Here is a 19,667-nt window from a genome sequence, read left to right on the forward strand (position 1 = left end):
AGCGCGAGCTGCTGCCGCGCCGCAGGAAGGAGCCTGGGGACGACCTGGTGAGCCTGCTGCTGGCCGCCGAGGCCGAGGGCCAGGTGCAGGACGGTGCCGAGCTGCTGGCGCAGTGCGCGATGCTGCTGTTTGCCGGCTACGAGACCACGCGGCACCTGCTGGGCAACGCGGTGCACGCGCTGCTGGCACACCGCGAGCAATGGGAGCGCCTGTGCGAAAGCCCCGAGCTGCTGCCCAACGCCGTGCGCGAGCTGCTGCGCCATGACACGCCGGTGCAGTGGAGCGGCCGGCGCGTGATGGCTGATTTCACCTTGCACGGGCAGCGCATCCGCCGTGGCGAGCTGGTGCTGGCGCTGATCGGTGCCGCGAATCGCGACCCGCAGCGGCATGAGGCGCCGGACCGGCTGGACGTGGCGCGGGCCAATCCCGGCGCCCTGGCCTTCGGCACCGGGCCGCATGTGTGCCTGGGCGCGTCGCTGACGCAGCTGGAAGCGCAGACGGTGCTGGGCACGCTGCTGCGGCGCAGGCCGGGGCTGCGCTTGCGCGGCGCCGGCATGCGCTCGCAGAGCCCGCTGTACCGGGGCTTCGTCAGCCTGCCGGTGGGCGGCTGAACCTGGCTGACCCGCGTCAGGAGATGTACGCGATGCGCTCCAGCTCCGAGCGCAGCAGGCGCACCAGGGCCGGGTCGTAGCTCTGCAGCACGCGGTCCGTCACGGGCTGCGTGGCCTGGCGCATGCGTTCCCGCTCCGCGGCGGACACCTCGTTGATCTGCATGCCCGCGGCCCGGAGATCGTCCATGGCCTTGCGCGCCTGCTCGCGGCTGACTTGGCGCTGGTAGTCGCGGGCTTCCAGGGCCGCGGCTTGCAGCAAGTTGCGCTCGTCGGCGGACAGCTTGTCCCAGAGCTTCTTGCTGACCAGGACCACGAGCACGCCGTAGGCATGGCCGGTGGTGCTGGCGTACTTCTGGACCTCGTAGAGCTTGGCCGAGCGCGCAACCAGCAGCGGGTTTTCCTGCGCGTCCAGCGCCTTGCTTTCCAGCGCGCCGTACACCTCGCCGAAGGACATCGGCACCGGATTGGCCTTCAGGGCCTTGAACACGTCGATGAAGACCGGGCTCTGCTGCACGCGGATCTTCAGGCCCTGCAGGTCTTCCAGGCGCTGGATGGGATGCCGGCTGTTGGTCACGTGGCGCAGGCCGTTCTCCCAGATGGCCAGCCCGACCAGGCCCTTTTCCGGCAGCTTGGCGAGCAGGGCCTGGCCAAAGGGGCCGTCCATCAGCGCGTCGGCCTGCGCCGACGTGCGGATCAGGAACGGCAGGTCCAGCAGCGTGAACTCGCGCACGACGCCCGCCAGCGACGCGGTGCTCGGCACGAACATGTCCTGCACGCCGCCGACCAGGGCCGACTGCTGCTGCAGCTCCGGGCCCAGCTGCAGCGCCGGGTAGTCCTTCACCTTGAGCTTGCCACCGCTCTTGGCCGCCACGATCTCGACGAACTTCTTGGCGCCCAGGCTGATGGGATGGTCGGCCGGGACCGTGGTCCCGATGCGCAGGGTGCGGTCCTGGATGCCCTGGGCCTGCGCCCCGGCCGTCAGCAGCAGCGCGGCCGCGGTGAGCACCGTGCGGCGCGTGATCGAGCAATGGCTCACGTGGTCTCCTGGTCGTATGTCAGACAACCAACGATTCTAGGGTTCACGCCAGGGCGGCTTGCCCGCGGCAGAGGCCTACCGCGTACAGGGCGGGCCGGCGCCGCAAGCCGTCTCTCGCACCTGAGTCGGCAAGATGCGGAAGCGAGAATTCGCGCTTTGCCTTCTGCCTGGACGCCAATGCCGATCACCGACGATGACATCCGCCTCCTGCGCGACGCAGCACCCGAGGCCGAAGCGCTGGGCCGCCTGGCACCGGTCCAGCTTGAGCTCATCGAGCGCCGCGGCTGGTGGCGGCTGCTGGCGCCGCGAGCCCTGGGCGGTGCGGAGCTGGCCCTGCCGCAAGCCGTGCGGCTGGAACAGGCCATCGCCGAGGCCGACGGCAGCTGCGGCTGGGTGGTGACCTTGTGCGCCGGCGCGGGCTGGTTCGCCGGCTTCCTGGCGCCGGCGCTGGCGCGCGAGGTGGTCGCCACGCCGGGGATGTGCCTGGCCGGCAGTGGCGCGGCCACCGGCGTGGCCGAGCGCACGGCCAACGGCTGGCGCATCGAGGGCCGGTGGGGACATGCCACCGGTGCTCCGCACGCCACGCACTTCAGCTTCAACGCCGTGCTGCAGCAAGACGGCCGGGCGCTGCGCGACGCGTCCGGGGCCCCGCGCGTGCGCGCTTTCATCGTGCCGGCCGCGGGTGTGCGGGTGCTGGAGACCTGGCAGGCCATCGGGCTGCGCGCCAGCGCCAGCCACGCCTTCGAAATCCACGGCCTGACCGTGCCGGACTCGCACGCCTTCGACATCGACCCCGCGGCGGCGACGCAGCCCGGCGCGCTCTACCGCTTCCCCTTCGGCGCGCTGGCCTACGCCACGCTGGCGGCCAATCTCGGCGGCATGGCGCGCAGCTTCCTGCGCCAGGCAACGCCGCTGGTGCTGGAACGGCCGGTCGGGCCGGCACGGGAACCCCTGGGAGCCCGGCCCCAGGTGCGCGCGCAACTGCAAACGGTCATGCAGACGCTCGAAGCCGCGCGCGGCCACTGCCTGGCACTGCTCGATGCGGCATGGGACCACGTCGAGCGCGACGCCGGCCCGGTGGACGAGGAGCCGCTGCGCCAGGCGTCGCTGGCCTGGGCGCGCGCGGCGCGCGAAGCCGTGGACGGCGTCTACCCCCTGTGCGGCCTGGGCGCGGCCGATCCGCGCACGGCGCTCAACCGCGCCTGGCGCGACCTGCACACGGCCACGCAGCACGCGCTGCTGCTGTAGCCGCGTTGCGCGCGGCCGGCCGCAAAAAAGCCGCCCCGGGGAGCGGCTTGGGCACGGACGGGCACAAGGCCCGCCGCAGGCTCAGTCGTCCAGCAGCGACAGGTCGCGCACCGCGCCCTTGTCGGCCGACATGACCAGCTTGGCGTAGGCCTTGAGGGCGGCCGACACCTTGCGCGCGCGCGGCTTGGCCGGCTTCCAGCCCTTGGCGTTCTGCACCTCGCGGCGGTGCGCCAGCTCCTCGTCCGACAGCAGCACGTTGATCGTGCGGTTGGGGATGTCGATGCGGATGCGGTCGCCGTTGCGCACCAGGCCGATGGCGCCGCCGGCCGCCGCCTCGGGCGAGCAGTGGCCGATGGACAGGCCCGAGGTGCCGCCCGAGAAGCGGCCATCCGTCAGCAGCGCGCAGGCCTTGCCCAGGCCCTTGGACTTGATGTAGCTCGTGGGGTAGAGCATTTCCTGCATGCCGGGACCGCCCTTGGGACCCTCGTAGCGCACGATCACCACGTCGCCGGCCTTGACCTTGTCGTTGAGGATGTCCTCCACGGCCTCGTCCTGCGACTCGGTAACGTGGGCCGTGCCCTCGAACACCAGGATGCTCTCGTCCACGCCGGCGGTCTTCACCACGCAGCCGTCGAGCGCGATGTTGCCGGTGAGCACCGCCAGGCCGCCCTCCTTGGAGAAGGCGTGCTCGTGCGAGCGGATGCAGCCCTCGGTGCGGTCCAGGTCCAGGCTGGGCCAGCGCGTGCTCTGACTGAAGGCCACCTGCGAGGGAATACCGGCCGGGCCGGCCAGGTAGAAGGTCTTGACGGCTTCGTCCTGGGTGCGCGTGATGTCCCACTGCTGCAGCGCCTCGCCCAGCGTGGCGGCGTGCACGGTGGGCACGTCGGTGTGCAGCTTGCCGGCACGCTCGAGCTCGCCCAGGATGGCCATGATGCCGCCGGCGCGGTGCACGTCCTCGATGTGGTACTTGTTGGTGTTGGGCGCCACCTTGCACAGCTGCGGCACGACGCGCGAGAGGCGGTCGATGTCGGCCATGGTGAAGTCGATGCCCGCCTCGCGGGCGATCGCCAGCAGGTGCAGGATGGTGTTGGTGGAGCCGCCCATGGCGATGTCCAGCGTCATCGCGTTCTCGAAGGCCTTGAAGCCCACCGAGCGCGGCAGCACGCGCTCGTCCTCCTGCTCGTAGTACCGGCGGGCCAGCTCCACGATGCGGCGGCCGGCGCGCTTGAAGAGCTGCTCGCGGTCGGCGTGCGTGGCCACCACGGTGCCGTTGCCGGGCAGCGACAGGCCCAGCGCCTCGGTGAGGCAGTTCATGGAGTTGGCCGTGAACATGCCCGAGCACGAACCGCAGGTGGGGCAGGCGGAGCGCTCGACCTCGGCCACCTCGGCGTCGGAATAGGCTTGGTCGGCCGCGATCACCATGGCATCGATCAAATCGAGCTTCTTGAACTCGACGGCCTTGGTGACGGGGTTGGCCAGGCGGGTCTTGCCCGCCTCCATGGGACCGCCGGAGACGAAGATCACCGGGATGTTGAGCCGCATGGCGGCCATCAGCATGCCGGGCGTGATCTTGTCGCAGTTGGAGATGCACACCATGGCGTCGGCACAGTGCGCGTTGACCATGTATTCCACCGAGTCCGCGATGATGTCGCGGCTGGGCAGCGAATACAGCATGCCGTCGTGGCCCATGGCGATGCCGTCGTCCACGGCGATGGTGTTGAACTCCTTGGCCACGCCGCCCGCGGCCTCGATCTCGCGCGCAACGAGCTGGCCCAGGTCCTTCAGGTGCACGTGCCCGGGCACGAACTGGGTGAACGAGTTGACCACCGCAATGATCGGCTTGGAGAAATCCTCGTCTTTCATGCCGGTGGCACGCCACAGCGAGCGTGCCCCTGCCATGTTGCGGCCGGCGGTGGAGGTCTTGGAACGGTATGCGGGCATCGTGGGTGTTGGAAAGAAGTCGCGGGAAGGAAAGCGGGCCGCGAAATGAAGGCCCTTTGCGCGCCCGTGCGAACAACCTCTTGAGCCGCACCCCGGGCAAACCCGTCAATTATCCCCTGCCCCTTGAACGAGGCGGCCTGCAGGCGCTGCGCCCAGCCGGCAGCGCGCCCACGCGGCCGCTGCACCCGCGTGACCACTCGCACGCCGCTCGCGGCCCGCAAGCGCCGGTGCGGCCCGGGATCGACAGGCGGACGGCGGCTGCATGGCCCCACGCCGCGCCGGCCTGCGCACGCAAAGGCCGCTGTACCATCGATTGATTCGTCAGCCTGACGGGGCGGCTGATTTGATTTCAGCCACGAACCGGAAAATCCTCTCCCCCACAACCCCTCTCCGCAAGAATGGGAAGCCGTTATCCATCATTGCGGCCGAATCCAGGCCTGGGTGCGTTTCCGCTTTCGCGGACGTGACGAGAACATATTTGAGCCGCAACAAGAGCTCAAATCGACCCGAGGAAACATCCAAAATATCGGCAGACGCACCGCATCATTGCTTCATGCCTCCTGAGCATCAAGCAGTGGCCTGGAATGGGTTTCAGCCAGTTCCAGCAGGCGCAGGGCATTGCGGCGCGCATTTCCCTTGCATTTCTTCACGGCTTCAGAAGCCATGTCCAGCACTTGCTGCTCCAGATGGTGAGCGGGGCTGATGAAACCCTCGCTGGTTTCATACAAAAGAATGTCGGTGGCCGTGTTCAGGGCATAGGAGTCGCGGACAGGGGTTTTCATGATGGCCCGCATCAGCGCTTCGCTGGACGAAGTGATGCCCTTGCTCAGGTCGCTCACCGCCTTCAGCGTCAGGTACAGATCACCGCCGTACCGGTGCAGCATTTCCAGGCGCTCCGCGAGCAGGCGGGTGCATTCGGCGCGCAGCTCCTTGCTCGCGTTGGCGATCGCCACCAATCCCGTCGCGGCGTCCAGGCTGATGGACTCGTCCTCGTCGAACAGGCGGATTTTCCAGTGATCGAGCTTCTCGTGAAGGCTGGTGGAGCTTGTCATTTCTGCAGCTGTCGTTGAAGGCATTGAAATCAACCGTCTTTTCTCGAGGCCGTTGCCGTAATTTTCCATGTCACCCGGTGCCGTGGTCACTCGACCGCCAACCGGGCACGCGCGTGGAGTTTCCAGGTGATGACGCGCAACCATTCGTCCTGCCAGTGCCGGTCCCAGAAATCCTGGGCAGGCTGTCCCGGATGGTCGATCTGCATCTCGATGTTGAGACCGCTGTGCCCGCCCTGCGCCCCCATGACGAAAGCGCGGTAAATCGAGTCAAAAGCCTCGGGCACGCAATACAGCGTGGCACCCAGGCTGGACGGCAGGCCGGGCTCGGCCGCCTGCATCAGGAACATGTAGCCCTCGACGTTGTCCGCCGCATTGCCCCAGTGATACTTGAGCATGCTGGGCGGATGCGGCAATTGCGCCAGTTCCACCGCACCGGTGAGCAACAGGCCTTCCAGCGGTTCCGAAACCACCTGCCCCTTGAACTGGAAACTCCACGAACCCGAGGACCGGGTTTTGAGCGAGGGGGCAACGATGTAATCCCAGCGGTGCACCGCCACCCACAGCCGTTGGCTCTTCGCGTCCTTTCTGGGCCATGAATACTCCCTCTGGGCCAGATCGATCTCGGGCTGGGTCTTCTTGAATAACATGCGGCCGGGCTGTAACAACAACTGGTAACAATAACATGACTACCCGCGTGGATTCCAGCAACCCAGCATTGCTGTGCACAGTGTTTACAGTCGTGCCATGCTGTGCTGCCACACTGCCGGCATGGAGCCGACAAACGAGGAATAAATCACATTTTCAGGCCAGACAGACGCCGCCATGTCAGCCGCGAGAAAGCAAGTTGCCAACGACATTTGCGAGCCTTCTCCAAGCAGAACATTCCTCTCCATGGACACATCATCAGGTTCAACATACAAAATCATTGTTTTTTTATTTGTCACCAGGGGCAGGCCTCACAGTGCCAGGGGCACCTGGAAAAACGCCTGGAAGCCAAACCTGCCCACCATCATCCACAGCACCAGGCTGGAAAGAAAATAGGCTGCGAAGCGCCAGCTCACCCGATTGACCGTGCAGTGCACCAGACTGTGCAGCACGCGCAAAACCACAAATACCCAGGCACCATAGAGATAAAAATCATCCACCCGCCCGGTGACGAACAGCAGGATGCACAAGGCATAAAACACGACGGGCAATTCGAACAGGTTCTTGAGATTGTGCGATGGCAGATTGAGCCGTGCCGGCAAGGCGGCATGCAAGGTTTCCGATGTCGCCACGGACTGCAGTTCGATGCGGCTGCGCAGGATGTAGGGCAGGCGCAGCGCGTACATCCACACCCAGACCACCGCGGTCAACGTGAACATGCAAGCCACCGGCTGGAGAATGGGAAATTGGTTCGTCACGATAAAACCCGTTTACAGCAGCCGTGATCGGCCGGCAGCCGACGCCGTTTCTTATGACAGTGGCCCATGCTGCCACGGTCAGGTCGCCGCAAGTGCATACCTTCGAGGTCTCGGCTGCTGCCCCGCAGCATGAAGAGCGAAAAGGACGGCCCAGCCTCCACTGCTTCTCACGCTCGGAGCAACAAAAGCCGGGCTCGGTGGGCGCTTTCCAAGGCAGGTCGCGAACGCAACAGGCCTGAGCACTCTCCGTCAGACTTGAATCCACCAATGCCCTACCCCGCCTGAATGGCAAGCGGCCGGTTTTGGCAACCCGGGTCGAGCCCGCAGGATCACGCTCATCCAAGGGGGATTTCAGTCGTCATTCATATTCTGTCGCCAACCCTTACAAACTCTGGCCCAGGGACAAGCAGAATTTCCCCACCATCGCGCGATGCGCGATTTCAGCCTCGCCTCTTCTCACCCCGCATACCGACCGGACATCGACGGCCTGCGTGCCGTCGCCGTGCTGTCGGTCCTCGTTTTTCATTTTTTCACCAACCTGCTCCCCGGCGGCGTCATCGGCGTGGACATATTTTTTGTCCTCTCCGGCTTCCTGATTTCCAGCATCATTTTCTCCAGTCTGGAGAAGGATAAATTCAGCATCGTCGAGTTCTATGACCGGCGCATTCGTCGCATCTTTCCGGCATTGATCATCGTTCTGCTGGCCTGCCTGTTTTTTGGCTGGTTCTTTTTCATGCAGGGCGAGTACCGGCGGCTGGGCAAGCATGTGCTGGCGGGCTCCACCTTCGTGTCGAATTTCGTGCTGCTGCGCGAAAGCGGCCAGCTCGACGTCGGACATGGCTTGAAACCTTTGATCCATCTTTGGAGCCTGGCCATCGAGGAGCAGTTTTATTTGGCTTGGCCCCTGCTGCTTGCCTTCGTCTGGAAGCGGGGTTACAGCATCCTGGCCTTGGTGGCGCTCGTTGCCCTCCCCTCGTTCGCCTTCAATATCGTGCTCACGGATCGGGCGCCCGCGGCAGCTTTCTATTCCCCGTTATCGAGATTCTGGGAACTGATGGCTGGCGGCCTGCTGGCCCATATCGCACGGACCCGGCCGGCATGGAGCGATCGCTCCCGCCAAGCCAGCTCATTCCTCGGTGCCGCATTGCTCATGGCTGGCTTGGTTTTCATCCATGAGCAGCGTGCTTTTCCGGGCTGGTGGGCGCTGCTGCCGGTAGCCGGAACATTCATGCTCATCCAAGCCGGTCCGTCCGCCTGGATCAACCGGCATGTGCTTTCACACCCTGCCCTGGTCACCGTCGGCCTGATCAGCTATCCGCTGTACCTGTGGCACTGGCCGCTGCTTTCCTTCGCCCGCATCGTGGAAGGCAACCCGAGCGCGCCGTTGCGACTGCTGCTGATCGGAGCGTCATTTGTTTTGGCATGGGCAACCTGGCGGCTGCTCGAAACCCCGTTGCGCTTCGCCCGGCCCCGCCTCATGGCGCCGGCGCTGCTGTCCATGCTGCTGGTCACCGGTCTGGTCGGCTATTCCTGCCTGGCCAACGACGGCTACCCCGATACCGGCATCCGCGCCAGCGCGCAGTCCGAATTTCTCAGCCATTTCGACAATGCCACCCCGGAAAAATCGTATTTCATGGTGCAGGCGCTGCACGACCAATACCGGCAGCGCTGCAATTTCTATGATGCCGAGGCTGATCGCCGGGGCGAGTGGAGCCGGATTCCCGTGGCTGCCCTTGCACCCGAATGCCATACCCGCGATCCCGCCCGCCCGCGAGCCTTGATGCTTTGGGGGGATTCCCATGCGGCCCATCTCTACCCAGGCCTGCGGCAGCACCTGCCCGGTGAATGGCAGGTCCTGCAGGTCACCACCACCGATTGTCCGCCCCGCCTCGACGTATTCGAGGATTCGCCGGATGACCATTGCCAGCGCTCGAATTGGTTTGCGCTGAAAACGCTCAAGGCGCAGAAACCCGAGGTGGTGATTCTGGCCCATGAATATGGCCACGATGCCGGCACCATGGCGGCCACGGAAAAGGCCCTGCGTTCCCTGGGCGTGGAGCAGGTGATCTTCACCGGGCCGGCACCACGCTGGACGCCCAATCTGCCCCTGCTCATGGCCCGCAAACTCTGGGAGCACTCGCCGCGCCGCACCTTCGTGGGCCTCAATGCCCAGCTCCTCAAAGCCGACCAGCGCCTGCGCAAACAGCTCGCACTGTCGCCAAACGGACATTTCGTCAGCCTCATCGACTATTTCTGCGACGCTTCGGGCTGCCTGACCTATATTGGCGCCGACAAAATGTCGGGCATCGTCTCCTGGGATACCGGCCACCTGACGCCGGTGGCGTCCAGCGCCTTCGCCAGGGACCGGCTCGTGCCGCTGATCCAGTCGCTCACGGCCCGCAGCATGCTCGCCCGCACCAGCCACCGTTCCAGCAGCACGCCCCCATGACCTCATCGTCCCTCCGTCCCTCCTCCGCCCTCGTCCTGGTCCGCGATTCGGCCGACGGCCCGCAGATCCTGCTCATGCGCCGCGCCGAGCGCGGCGACCAGAACAGCGGCGCCTGGGTGTTCCCGGGCGGGCTGCTGGACGCGGCGGACGCGGCACTGGGCCCGGTCTGCGCCGGCCTGGACGAGGCCGCCTGCAACGCCCGCCTGGGCCTGCCCGAGGGCGGCTTGGCCTGGTACGCCGCCGCCGTGCGCGAGTGTTTTGAAGAGGCCGGCCTGCTGCTGGCCGTGGATGCCGAGGGCCGGCCCGTCACCGGCGCCGCGCTGCAGGCCGCCTGGCGCACCCGGCTGCATGGCCGGGAACTGGGGCTGGACACGCTGTGCCGGGAGCAGGGTTTCCGGCTGGCGCTGGGCGATCTGAAACTGTTTGCCCACATCGTCACGCCGCCGGGGCTGCCCAAGCGCTTCGACACCCGCTTCTTCCTGGCCGCCGCGCCCGAGGCGCAGGAGGCCACGCACGATGGCATCGAGATGACGGCCCACGCCTGGCTCACCGCGGCGCAGGCCGTGCAGGGCGAGCGGGAGGTGCGCGTGGTCGGCCCGGTGCGGCGGCTGCTGGCGCAGCTGTCGCGCTTCACGTCGGCGCAGGAGATGCTGGACTGGGCCGCCGGCCTGGGCGAGGTGCCCTGCATCCGCCCGCAGCTCGCGCGCGACGCGGCCGGGCGCCTGGGGCCGCTGTTCCCTGATCACCCGGGCTGGGCCGAGGCGCGCCGCGTCGATCCGCGGGGTGAAGGCATCGCCCGCGCACAGGTGACGCCGGGCGAGGCCCTGCGGCTGTCGGAGCGCGTCATCCGCCTCACCGCCGCCAACCCCGGCGTGATGACCGGACCCGGCACCAACAGCTACCTGGTCGGCGCACTCAAGACCAACGAGTGGGCCGTGATCGACCCGGGTCCGGCCGACGCGGGCCATGTGCAGGCGCTGCAGGCGGCGGCGCCCGGCCCGATCCGCTGGATTCTGGTGACGCATACGCACCTGGACCACTCCCCCGGCGCCGCGCTGCTGGCCCGGGCCACCGGCGCCCGGGTGCTGGGCCGGCGCACGCCGCATGCGCAATGGCAGGACGAGGCCTTCAACCCCGTGCGCGAGCTGCACGACGGCGAGCGCCTGGCGCTGGACGCGGGCAGCACGCTGCACGTGGTCCACACCCCCGGCCATGCCTCCAACCACCTGTGCTACCTGCTGGAGGAGGAAGCCACGCTCTTCACCGGCGACCATGTCATGCAGGGCTCGACGGTGGTCATCAACCCGCCTGATGGCGACATGGCGGCCTACCTCGCCTCGCTGCAGCGCCTGCGCGACGAGTTCCCGGAGCTGCAATGGCTGGCCCCCGGCCATGGTTTCCTGATCGCGCAGCCGCCGCGCGTGTGGGAGCTGCTGCTTCGCCACCGGCAGCAGCGCGAAGCCAAGCTGCTGGCGGCGCTGACGGACGAGGCGCTGTCCCTGGACGAGCTGCTGCCGCATGTCTATGACGACGTGCCGCCAACGAAACACCGGGCTGCGGAGCGATCGCTGTTGGCACAACTTCTCAAGCTCCGGGCGGAGGGCCGGGTGCGGGAAGTGGAAGGCGCCTGGCGGCTGGCGCAGGCCAACGCCTGAAGCCAAGTCCGCCCTCCAGGGCACAACAGCCGCAGACCTCATTCCATCCCAGGCCGAGCGCGATTTGCAGCGCCGGCCTGGAAACTTCCCGACGATGCGATCCTGCGGCTCGGGCGGCGCATCGCAGTCCGGTCGGTGACCTTGTTTCTTAAGTCATTTGATACCGCCCTCGCAGCGGCTACTGTTGAAAAGCTCGCTGCTGCTCGCACGTTTTTAAAGGCCCATCCACAAGCAATTCATGAGCTGCAGATTATTTCGCCGTGCCGTCGAATAACCTGTGGCCATGCTCCAGCGTCGCGACAGCTATTACCCATTACCAGGCTCCCAGCGCGGAAATTTCAATAAAACCCAAGGGGAATTTCAGCTGTCATTTGACCGGAGTAGAGCATGACCAAGACCTTCGTACTGCTGCCAATGCTGGCCGCCACGCTGCTGGCCCATGCCGCTGGAGACTTCACGACCATTCGGCGCACATCGACCTCCCTGAGCGACTCGACCCCACGGCTGCTCATCAACTTCACGCTCCCGAGCAACGTGAACGTGTCGAGTTCGACCTCGAACAGCGCTGTCCTGGACCTGGAAGTGCTGGGCTCCGAGTTCAATTTCAACGAGGTCTACATCAATCCGCCAACCACCGTCTGCACATCCAATGACACGGACGCCAACCAGACACGCTCCATCGGCATCCTGCAGGAACACGACGATACGAGCCTGAAAACCGAATGGGCCACCAATCACATTGCCTTTTCCAGTGGATTCCTGGTCGCGGGCACGAATCAATTGATGGTCTGCGTCCGCAGCTTCACTGGCGCGGCTGGCCCGTCCGTCGGCAATCTGGACAATATCTCGCTGCGTTCCGTCGTGCTGCACTATCACACGCAGTGAATTGCAGCGGACTTGGAAAACCACCTCAACACATTACAAACCCCCACTACACCCGATTATTCGCGTCATTCCCATCTTCGACTGCAGCGGCCGGGCGCGCCGGCGGCGCCGTCAGGCGCCGGCACCCGGTTCACTGCGTTCAGAGGCAGGCGGCGACGCGTCGGGCTGATCGCTGCCGGTCCGGCCAGGGCGTACCGGCGTTGGAGGGCCGTACGGGTCACGGCCCCGCTCCAGCACCCGCAGCAGCGCCGTCAGGTCCACCGGCTTGGTCAGGTGCCCGTCGAAGCCGGCGTCGCGCGAGCGGGTGCGGTCCTGGTCCTGGCCCCAGCCGGTAACGGCCACCAGCAGCGGACACTGATCGGGCGAGTGCTGGCGCAGCGCGCGCGCCACCTCGTGGCCGTCGCGGCCGGGCATGCCGATGTCCAGCAGCGCCACGTCACAGCGCTCACGCTCCAGCAGGCGCAGCGCCTCGTTGCCGTCCGCCGCCGCGAGCACCGTGTGGCCGTGCAGCGCCAGCAGCGTCGCCAGGCTGTCGCGCGCATCGGCGTTGTCGTCGGCCACCAGCACGCGCAGGCCGGCCGCCACGCTGGGCGCGGGGGCGGTGTCGCCGCCCTCGCCGGCGGGCAGCCGCCCGCGCGGCACGCGCAACGTGAATTCGCTGCCCTGCCCCGGGCCGTCGCTGCGCGCCGTGATGCGCCCGCCGTGCAGCTCGGCCAGGCCCCGGGCCAGCGCCAGCCCGATGCCCAGCCCGCCGGCGCTGCGCTCGTCATGCGCCGCCACCTGGGAAAACATGCCGAACACCGTGGGCAGCACCTCCGGCGCGATGCCGATGCCGTTGTCCGCCACCGACAGCACCATTTCCGCGTCCGTCACCTCGGCGCGCAGCCGGATATGGCCGCCCGGGTCGGTGTACTTGGCGGCGTTGGTGAGCAGGTTGGAGAGGATCTGCGCCAGCCGCAGCGGATCGGCCTCGAAGCGCACCGGCTGCGCCGGCGCGATGAGCTCCAGCCGGTGCCGCTTGGCATCGAGCAGCGGGCGGGCGGTCTCGATGGCGGCGTCCAGCACCGCGCGCAGTTCGGTGGCGCACTTGCGCAGCGCCAGCTTGCCGCGAGTGATGCGCGACATGTCCAGCAGGTCATCCAGCAGCAGCGCCATGTGGCCGATCTGGCGGTCGATCACCTCGTGGCTCCAGCGCCGCTGCGCCTCGGTGGCATTGGGCGCGCGCGACACCAGCGCGGCCTGCCGGATCGGCGCCAGCGGGTTGCGCAGCTCGTGCGCCAGCGTGGCCAGGAACTCGTCCTTGCGCCGGTCCGACTCGCGCAGCAGCTGCTCCTGGCGCTTGCGCTGCGTCACGTCGGTGAACCACACCGCCACCCCTTCGGGCACGGGCGAGGCGATGACGTGGAAGCAGCCCCGCGCCACGCCCGGCGGCTGCCACTCGAACTCGCGCCCGCGCCCCTGCGCGGCCACGGCCAGCAGCGGCTCCAGCGCGGCATCGTCGTCGCCCAGCGACTCGCGCAACGGCAGCTGCGGCGGCAGCTCGCGCCCCACCAGCGCAGCCGTGGCGGCGTTGGCATAGACCCAGCGCAAATCCGCCACCACGCCGGAGGGCGAGAGCATGGGCTCCAGGATGCCGAAGGCCAGCGGCGAGGAGGCCAGCACGCCGATGAGCCGCTCATCGGCGCGCTGCGCCCGCCGCTGCGAGCGTTCGCGCTCGGCATGCACGGCGGCCTTGCGCGCGCAGATGTCGGCCAGCCGCTGCAGCCGCTCATCGGGCTCGGCCGGCTGCGCGCCAAAGACCGAGATCGACCCCATCACCTGCCCGTCCAGTGCCACCAGCGGCGTGCTGTGCACGGCGCGGAAGCCCTCCTGGCGCGCCAGCTCCCGCCACGGCGCGAAGCCGGGGTCGGTATCGGTGTCGCGCACCACCACGCGCCGGCCCTGCCGCACCGCCAGCCCGCACGCGCCCTCGCCCACCCGCAGCCGACCCAGCGCCTGCAGCGCCGGCGCGCCGAAGCCCTCGCTGGCGGCGACGGCCAGCGTCGGCAAGGGCGGCTCGTGCAGAACCACCAGCCCGCGCGCGGCGCCATGCAGCCGGCACAGCGCCTGCAGGATCAGCCCCAGCTGCTGCGGCAGGGTGCGCGCTTCCAGCAAGCGGCTGCTGAGCTCGTGCAGCGCCTGCAGGTCCGTCACCTGGCGGTTGAGTTCGGCCTGCGCCTGGCGCGACGCCAGGAACGGCCAGGACGGCAGCCAGCCGCGAAGAGACAAGAACATCGATGCCGTTTCCTTGAGTGCCCATGCAGCCTAGGCCATGCGGGGCGTCGTGCTGTAACAACACCGGCGCGGGCCGTGCCACCCGCCCGGGGACACACCCGTGTCACGGTCGGGCTGTCATGGCGACACGGGGCCCTATCCGGCCCGCCGCGGCGCGGCCGGCAGCGCGCCCGCGCTGCGGCCGCGTCGGGTCAGGCCCTCACTGCGGCGCGGAGGCCGGTGCGGGCGAAGTCTGGGGCGAGGGCGTGGGCTGCGATTCCGCGTTGGTCGAAGCCGGTTCCAGTGGCTGCACCGAACGGTGCTCGCGCAGGATGCCGCCGCCGCTGACGCTGCCGCTGGTGGTGCCGCTGCTGATGCGCGCCTCGCACTCGGCGCGGTCGGCCGGCGGCAGGGGCTGGCAGCGCAGCCGGGCGTTCTGGGCGTAGCGGTCGGTGCCGTCGGACGTCGCCGCACCGCGACGCCCGCTGCGCGCCTCCTGGTAGGCCGCGGCGGCCTCGCGCAGGCAGGTGCCGCGGTCCTGGCCGGACTGCCCGCTCAGGCAGGCGGCGCGCTCGCGCTCATACGTCGCCCGGGCCGTGTCGGCGGCCGACACCACGGCCGCACACCCCATGGACGCCAGCGTCAGGATCAGAAAGGCCCTCATGCACTACCTCCCTTGGCGCCGGAGCCCGTTGGCTCCATCACCCGGGATTTGAGCCGGGGCGGCCCGGCCGCGTCCACCTTTTCAGCGCGCGGAGTGGGCAATAAATCTGTTCGTTGACTACAGCTTGTGTAGTGCGCGGCCGGGCAGCACCGGGGCGGTGCATGAGACGGAAAAGGCGCGGCATGCGCCGCGCCCTGGCAAAGCCGGAAGCCGACACCGGGCTCGGCCCGGTCGGCGCCGTGATCAGGCGTCGTAGCTGTAGAAGCCGCGCCCGGTCTTGCGGCCCAGGCGGCCGGCCTGGACCATCTCGCGCAGCAGCGGCGCGGGACGGTACTTCGGATCGCCGAAGCCCTCGTGGAACACCTCCATGATGCTGAGCATGGTGTCCAGGCCGATCAGGTCCGCCAGCGCCAGCGGGCCGATGGGATGGTTGCAGCCCAGCTTCATGCCGGCGTCGATGTCCTCGGCCGTGGCCAGGCCCTCCTGCAGCACGAAGATGGCCTCGTTGATCATCGGGCACAGGATGCGGTTGACCACGAAACCGGGGCTGTTCTTCACCGTCACCGGCGTCTTGCCCACGGCCTGCGCGAAGGCCACCGCCAGCGCGTGCGTCGCGTCCGAGGTCTGCAGGCCGCGGATCACCTCCAGCAGCCCCATCAGCGGCACGGGGTTGAAGAAGTGCAGGCCGATGCAGCGCTCGGGCTTGTCCAGCACCGCGGCCAGCTGCGTGATGGAAATGGACGAGGTGTTGGAGGCAATCACCGCGTCGGGCCCGACGATGCCTTCCACCTGGCGCAGGATGCGCAGCTTCAGGTCCGGGTTCTCGGTGGCGGCCTCGATGACGATCTGCGCGTCCTTGAGCTGCGTGTAGTCGGTGGTGCCCTGCACGCGGGCCAGGGCCTCGTCCTTCTGCGCGGCCGTCAGCTTTTCCTTCTTGACCAGGCGGTCCAGGCTGCCCCAGAGCGTCTTCACGCCGCGCTGCACCGCTTCGTCCGAGACGTCCACCATCACCACCCGGATGCCGGCCACCGCGCACACCTGCGCGATGCCGTTGCCCATGGTGCCCGCGCCGATGACGCCGATGCGCTCGATGTTCATGCCTACCCTTCCATTCACTCAGTAAAAACCCAAAGCCTACATGCTGCGGCGGTACTGCCCGCCGACTTCGAACAGCGCACTGGTGATCTGCCCCAGCGAGCACACGCGCACCGCGTCCATCAGCACGTCGAACACGTTGCCGCCATCGATGACGGCCTGCTGCAGCCGCTGCAGCATGGCCGGCGCCTCGTCGGCATGGCGCGCATGGAAGTCGGCCAGGCGGTTGAGCTGCGACTGCTTTTCGTCCTCGGTGGAGCGCGCCAGCTCGATGTGCTCCGGCACCGGGTCGCCATGCGGATTGCGGAAGGTGTTGACGCCGATGATCGGGTACTCGCCGGTGTGCTTGAGCATCTCGTAATGCATGCTCTCTTCCTGGATCTTGCTGCGCTGGTAGCCCGTTTCCATCGCACCCAGCACGCCGCCGCGCTCGGCGATGCGCTCGAACTCGGCCAGCACCGCCTCCTCCACCAGCTCGGTCAGCTCGTCGATGACGAAGGCGCCCTGGTTGGGGTTCTCGCACTTCGCCAGGCCCCACTCGCGGTTGATGATCAGCTGGATCGCCATGGCGCGGCGCACGCTCTCTTCCGTGGGCGTGGTGATGGCCTCGTCGTAGGCGTTGGTGTGCAGCGAGTTGCAGTTGTCGTAGATCGCGATCAGCGCCTGCAGCGTGGTGCGAATGTCGTTGAAGGCGATCTCCTGCGCGTGCAGGCTGCGGCCGCTGGTCTGGATGTGGTACTTGAGCTTCTGGCTGCGCTCGTTGGCGCCGTACTTCTCCTTCATCGCCACGGCCCAGATGCGGCGCGCCACGCGGCCCAGCACCGTGTACTCGGCGTCCATGCCGTTGCTGAAGAAAAAGCTCAGGTTCGGCGCGAAGTCATCGATGTGCATGCCGCGCGCCAGGTAGGCCTCCACCAGCGTGAAGCCGTTGGACAGCGTGAAGGCCAGCTGGCTGATCGGGTTCGCGCCGGCCTCGGCGATGTGGTAGCCGGAGATCGACACCGAGTAGAAATTGCGCACCCCGTGGTGCACGAACCACTCGGCGATGTCGCCCATCACCTTCAGGCTGAACTCGGTCGAGAAGATGCAGGTGTTCTGGCCCTGGTCCTCCTTGAGGATGTCGGCCTGCACCGTGCCGCGCACGTTCTGCAGCACCCAGGCGCGGATCTTCTCGGCCTCGTCGGCGGTGGGCTCGCGGCCGTTGTCGGCCTTGAATTTCTCGATCTGCTGGTCGATGGCCGTGTTCATGAACATGGCCAGGATCGTCGGCGCCGGGCCGTTGATCGTCATGGACACCGAGGTGCTCGGGTCGCACAGGTTGAACCCGTCGTAGAGCACCTTGAGGTCGTCGAGCGTGGCGATGCTCACGCCCGAGTTGCCGACCTTGCCGTAGATGTCCGGGCGCGGGTCGGGGTCGGCGCCGTAGAGGGTGACGGAGTCGAAGGCGGTGGACAGGCGCTTGGCCGGCATGCCCTCGCTCACCAGCTTGAAGCGGCGGTTGGTGCGGAAGGCGTCGCCCTCGCCGGCGAACATGCGCGTCGGGTCCTCGCCCTCGCGCTTGAAGGCGAAGGTGCCGGCGGTGTACGGGAAGCTGCCCGGCACGTTCTCCAGCAGCAGCCACTTCAGGATCTCGCCATGGTCCTCGTACTGCGGCAGCGCCACCTTGCGCACCTTGTTGCCCGACAGCGTGGTGTGGGTCAGGCCGGTGCGGATCTCCTTGTCGCGGATCTTGACCACGTACTCGTCGCCGGCGTAGGCCTTCACCATGTCGGGCCACTGCTGCAGCAGCTTCTTGGCGCCCGGCTCCAGCCGCGCCTCGCGCTCCTGCGCCAGCTTCAGCACGGTGTTGCGGGCGCCGTCGCGCGTGGCGTCGTCCTCCAGCAGCATGCGCGCGCTCTCGTTGAGCTGCTGCACCTCGCGCGCCAGCCGCGCCAGGGCGCGGGCGCGGGCCTTGTAGCCGCGAACGCTGCCGGCAATGTCGGCCAGGTAGCGCACGCGCGCCGGCGGCACGATGGCCGAGCCCTGCGTGCTGTGGCGCGTGTCCACCGGCGGCAGCCGGCCGTCCTGCAGCGGCAGGCCCAGCTCGCCCAGGCGGCCCTTGAGCGCCTGGTACAGCGCCGTGACGCCGTCGTCGTTGAAGCGGCTGGCCATGGTGCCGAACACCGGCATCTGTTCCGGGCGCAGGGTGAAGGCCTCGCGGTTGCGTTGCACCTGCTTGGCCACGTCGCGCAGCGCGTCGAGCGCGCCCTTGCGGTCGAACTTGTTGATGGCCACGAACTCGGCGAAGTCGAGCATGTCGATCTTCTCGAGCTGGCTGGCGGCACCGAACTCGGGCGTCATCACGTACATCGGCACGTCCACCAGCGGCGCGATGGCGGCGTCGCCCTGGCCGATGCCCGAGGTCTCGACGACCACGAGGTCGAAGCCGGCGCACTTGCAGGCGGCGATCACGTCCGGCAGCGCCGGGCTGATCTCGCTGCCCGCGGCGCGGGTGGCCAGGCTGCGCATGTAGACGCGCGGCCCCTGCTGCCACGGGCCGATGGCGTTCATGCGGATGCGGTCGCCCAGCAGCGCGCCGCCGCTCTTGCGCCGCGACGGATCGATGGAGATGACGGCGATGCGCAGCCGGTCGTCCTGGTCCAGGCGCAGGCGGCGGATCAGCTCGTCGGTGAGGCTGCTCTTGCCCGCGCCGCCGGTGCCGGTGATGCCCAGCACGGGCACGCGCACCCGGGCCGCGCCCTCGTGCAGCGCCTTCACCAGCGCCGGGTCGGCGGCGCCGTTCTCCAGCGCCGTGATCAGCTGCGCCAGCGCGCGCCAGGCGGCGTCGCCATGGCCCTGCAGCGCGGCCACGTCCTTGGGCGCGGCGGCCGAGAGGTCGCGGTCGCAGCGCACCAGCATCTCGCCGATCATCCCCTGCAGGCCCATGCGCTGGCCGTCCTCGGGGCTGTAGATGCGCGCCACGCCGGCGGCCTGCAGCTCGCGGATCTCGGCCGGCACGATCACGCCGCCGCCGCCGCCGAAGACCTGGACCTGCTCGCCGCCGCGCGCGCGCAGCAGCTCCACCATGTACTTGAAGAACTCGACGTGGCCGCCCTGGTAGGAACTCACGGCGATGCCGTGCGCGTCCTCCTGCAGCGCCGCGGTGACCACCTCGTCCACCGAGCGGTTGTGGCCCAGGTGGATCACCTCCGCGCCCATGCCCATGAGGATGCGCCGCATGATGTTGATGGCGGCGTCATGCCCGTCGAAGAGCGCGGCGGCGGTGACGAAGCGCAGCCGGTGCGTCGGGCGGTACTCGGCGAGCGACTTGAATTCGGCGGACAGGTCGGTCATGGCGCGTCTCCAGGTAAAGCTGTTCTGCCCGCGACGATAGTC

At 68.0% G+C, this 19,667-nt stretch carries 14 protein-coding genes; 5 read left to right on the top strand and 9 right to left on the bottom strand.

Annotation, left to right across the window (positions count from 1 at the left end; all coding sequences use genetic code 11):
- Positions 1–611, top strand: a 611-nt coding sequence (locus tag HHL10_RS23575; protein WP_169162857.1) for a cytochrome P450, incomplete at its 5' end; no start/stop codon positions are given.
- Between the two features lie 16 nt (positions 612–627).
- Here the strand turns inward: HHL10_RS23575 and HHL10_RS23580 are convergent.
- A complete protein-coding gene (locus HHL10_RS23580) occupies positions 628–1,647 on the bottom strand; it encodes a TRAP transporter substrate-binding protein (RefSeq protein ID WP_310734667.1) in 1,020 nt (339 codons plus the stop codon).
- Positions 1,648–1,824: 177 nt separating this feature from the next.
- On the opposite strand from HHL10_RS23580, the gene HHL10_RS23585 reads away from it, so the two are divergent.
- Positions 1,825–2,895, top strand: coding sequence for an acyl-CoA dehydrogenase family protein (locus HHL10_RS23585; protein WP_169162858.1), 1,071 nt, complete (start codon positions 1,825–1,827; stop codon positions 2,893–2,895).
- An 81-nt stretch (positions 2,896–2,976) separates the two neighbouring features.
- On the opposite strand, the gene ilvD is transcribed toward HHL10_RS23585, so the two are convergent.
- From ilvD to HHL10_RS23605, 4 genes are all read right to left on the bottom strand, one after another.
- Entirely contained in the window at positions 2,977–4,836 is a 1,860-nt protein-coding gene (gene ilvD / locus HHL10_RS23590; RefSeq protein ID WP_169162859.1) for a dihydroxy-acid dehydratase, read from the bottom strand.
- Positions 4,837–5,387: 551 nt separating this feature from the next.
- On the bottom strand, positions 5,388–5,957 hold the full coding sequence (locus tag HHL10_RS23595; protein ID WP_169162860.1) for a hypothetical protein: 570 nt from the start codon (positions 5,955–5,957) through the stop codon (positions 5,388–5,390).
- Positions 5,958–5,974: 17 nt separating this feature from the next.
- Positions 5,975–6,535 (bottom strand): hypothetical protein, encoded by a 561-nt coding sequence (locus HHL10_RS23600; RefSeq protein ID WP_169162861.1) that lies wholly within the window; start codon positions 6,533–6,535, stop codon positions 5,975–5,977.
- A gap of 309 nt (positions 6,536–6,844) precedes the next feature.
- On the bottom strand, positions 6,845–7,291 hold the full coding sequence (locus HHL10_RS23605) for an MAPEG family protein (RefSeq protein ID WP_375138977.1): 447 nt from the start codon (positions 7,289–7,291) through the stop codon (positions 6,845–6,847).
- Positions 7,292–7,721: 430 nt separating this feature from the next.
- On the opposite strand from HHL10_RS23605, the gene HHL10_RS23610 reads away from it, so the two are divergent.
- From HHL10_RS23610 to HHL10_RS23620, 3 genes are all read left to right on the top strand, one after another.
- Entirely contained in the window at positions 7,722–9,740 is a 2,019-nt protein-coding gene (locus HHL10_RS23610; protein ID WP_169162863.1) for an acyltransferase family protein, read from the top strand.
- On the top strand, positions 9,737–11,395 hold the full coding sequence (locus tag HHL10_RS23615) for an MBL fold metallo-hydrolase (RefSeq protein WP_169162864.1): 1,659 nt from the start codon (positions 9,737–9,739) through the stop codon (positions 11,393–11,395). Before HHL10_RS23610 ends, HHL10_RS23615 begins: the two co-directional genes overlap by 4 nt.
- Before the next feature lie 387 nt (positions 11,396–11,782).
- Positions 11,783–12,280 carry a hypothetical protein gene (locus HHL10_RS23620; protein ID WP_169162865.1) on the top strand — a complete coding sequence of 166 codons (498 nt, stop codon included), beginning with the start codon at positions 11,783–11,785 and terminating at the stop codon, positions 12,278–12,280.
- A 111-nt stretch (positions 12,281–12,391) separates the two neighbouring features.
- On the opposite strand, the gene HHL10_RS23625 is transcribed toward HHL10_RS23620, so the two are convergent.
- The 4 genes from HHL10_RS23625 to icmF all read right to left on the bottom strand — a co-directional run bounded on the left by HHL10_RS23625 (position 12,392) and on the right by icmF (position 19,625).
- Complete coding sequence (locus HHL10_RS23625; RefSeq protein ID WP_169162866.1) at positions 12,392–14,554, bottom strand: hybrid sensor histidine kinase/response regulator; 2,163 nt, start codon at positions 14,552–14,554, stop codon at positions 12,392–12,394.
- 199 nt (positions 14,555–14,753) lie between these two features.
- Positions 14,754–15,197 (bottom strand): hypothetical protein, encoded by a 444-nt coding sequence (locus HHL10_RS23630; RefSeq protein WP_169162867.1) that lies wholly within the window; start codon positions 15,195–15,197, stop codon positions 14,754–14,756.
- 243 nt (positions 15,198–15,440) lie between these two features.
- Positions 15,441–16,295: a 3-hydroxybutyryl-CoA dehydrogenase gene (locus HHL10_RS23635; RefSeq protein ID WP_169162868.1), complete on the bottom strand. Its 855-nt coding sequence runs from the start codon at positions 16,293–16,295 to the stop codon at positions 15,441–15,443.
- Positions 16,296–16,331: 36 nt separating this feature from the next.
- Positions 16,332–19,625: a fused isobutyryl-CoA mutase/GTPase IcmF gene (gene icmF, locus HHL10_RS23640; RefSeq protein WP_169162869.1), complete on the bottom strand. Its 3,294-nt coding sequence runs from the start codon at positions 19,623–19,625 to the stop codon at positions 16,332–16,334.
- Positions 19,626–19,667: the final 42 nt, after the last annotated feature.

The sequence above is a fragment of the Azohydromonas caseinilytica genome (assembly GCF_012927045.1).
GTDB lineage: Bacteria > Pseudomonadota > Gammaproteobacteria > Burkholderiales > Burkholderiaceae_C > Azohydromonas > Azohydromonas caseinilytica.

Bases quoted from the DNA above. Each gene is read 5' to 3' on its own strand.
- HHL10_RS23585 (WP_169162858.1), top strand. From the start codon at position 1,825: ATGCCGATCACCGACGATGACATCCGCCTCCTGCGCGACGCAGCACCC.
- ilvD (WP_169162859.1), bottom strand. From the start codon at position 4,836: ATGCCCGCATACCGTTCCAAGACCTCCACCGCCGGCCGCAACATGGCA.
- HHL10_RS23595 (WP_169162860.1), bottom strand. From the start codon at position 5,957: ATGGAAAATTACGGCAACGGCCTCGAGAAAAGACGGTTGATTTCAATG.
- HHL10_RS23600 (WP_169162861.1), bottom strand. From the start codon at position 6,535: ATGTTATTCAAGAAGACCCAGCCCGAGATCGATCTGGCCCAGAGGGAG.
- HHL10_RS23610 (WP_169162863.1), top strand. From the start codon at position 7,722: ATGCGCGATTTCAGCCTCGCCTCTTCTCACCCCGCATACCGACCGGAC.
- HHL10_RS23615 (WP_169162864.1), top strand. From the start codon at position 9,737: ATGACCTCATCGTCCCTCCGTCCCTCCTCCGCCCTCGTCCTGGTCCGC.
- HHL10_RS23620 (WP_169162865.1), top strand. From the start codon at position 11,783: ATGACCAAGACCTTCGTACTGCTGCCAATGCTGGCCGCCACGCTGCTG.
- HHL10_RS23625 (WP_169162866.1), bottom strand. From the start codon at position 14,554: ATGTTCTTGTCTCTTCGCGGCTGGCTGCCGTCCTGGCCGTTCCTGGCG.
- HHL10_RS23630 (WP_169162867.1), bottom strand. From the start codon at position 15,197: ATGAGGGCCTTTCTGATCCTGACGCTGGCGTCCATGGGGTGTGCGGCC.
- HHL10_RS23635 (WP_169162868.1), bottom strand. From the start codon at position 16,295: ATGAACATCGAGCGCATCGGCGTCATCGGCGCGGGCACCATGGGCAAC.
- icmF (WP_169162869.1), bottom strand. From the start codon at position 19,625: ATGACCGACCTGTCCGCCGAATTCAAGTCGCTCGCCGAGTACCGCCCG.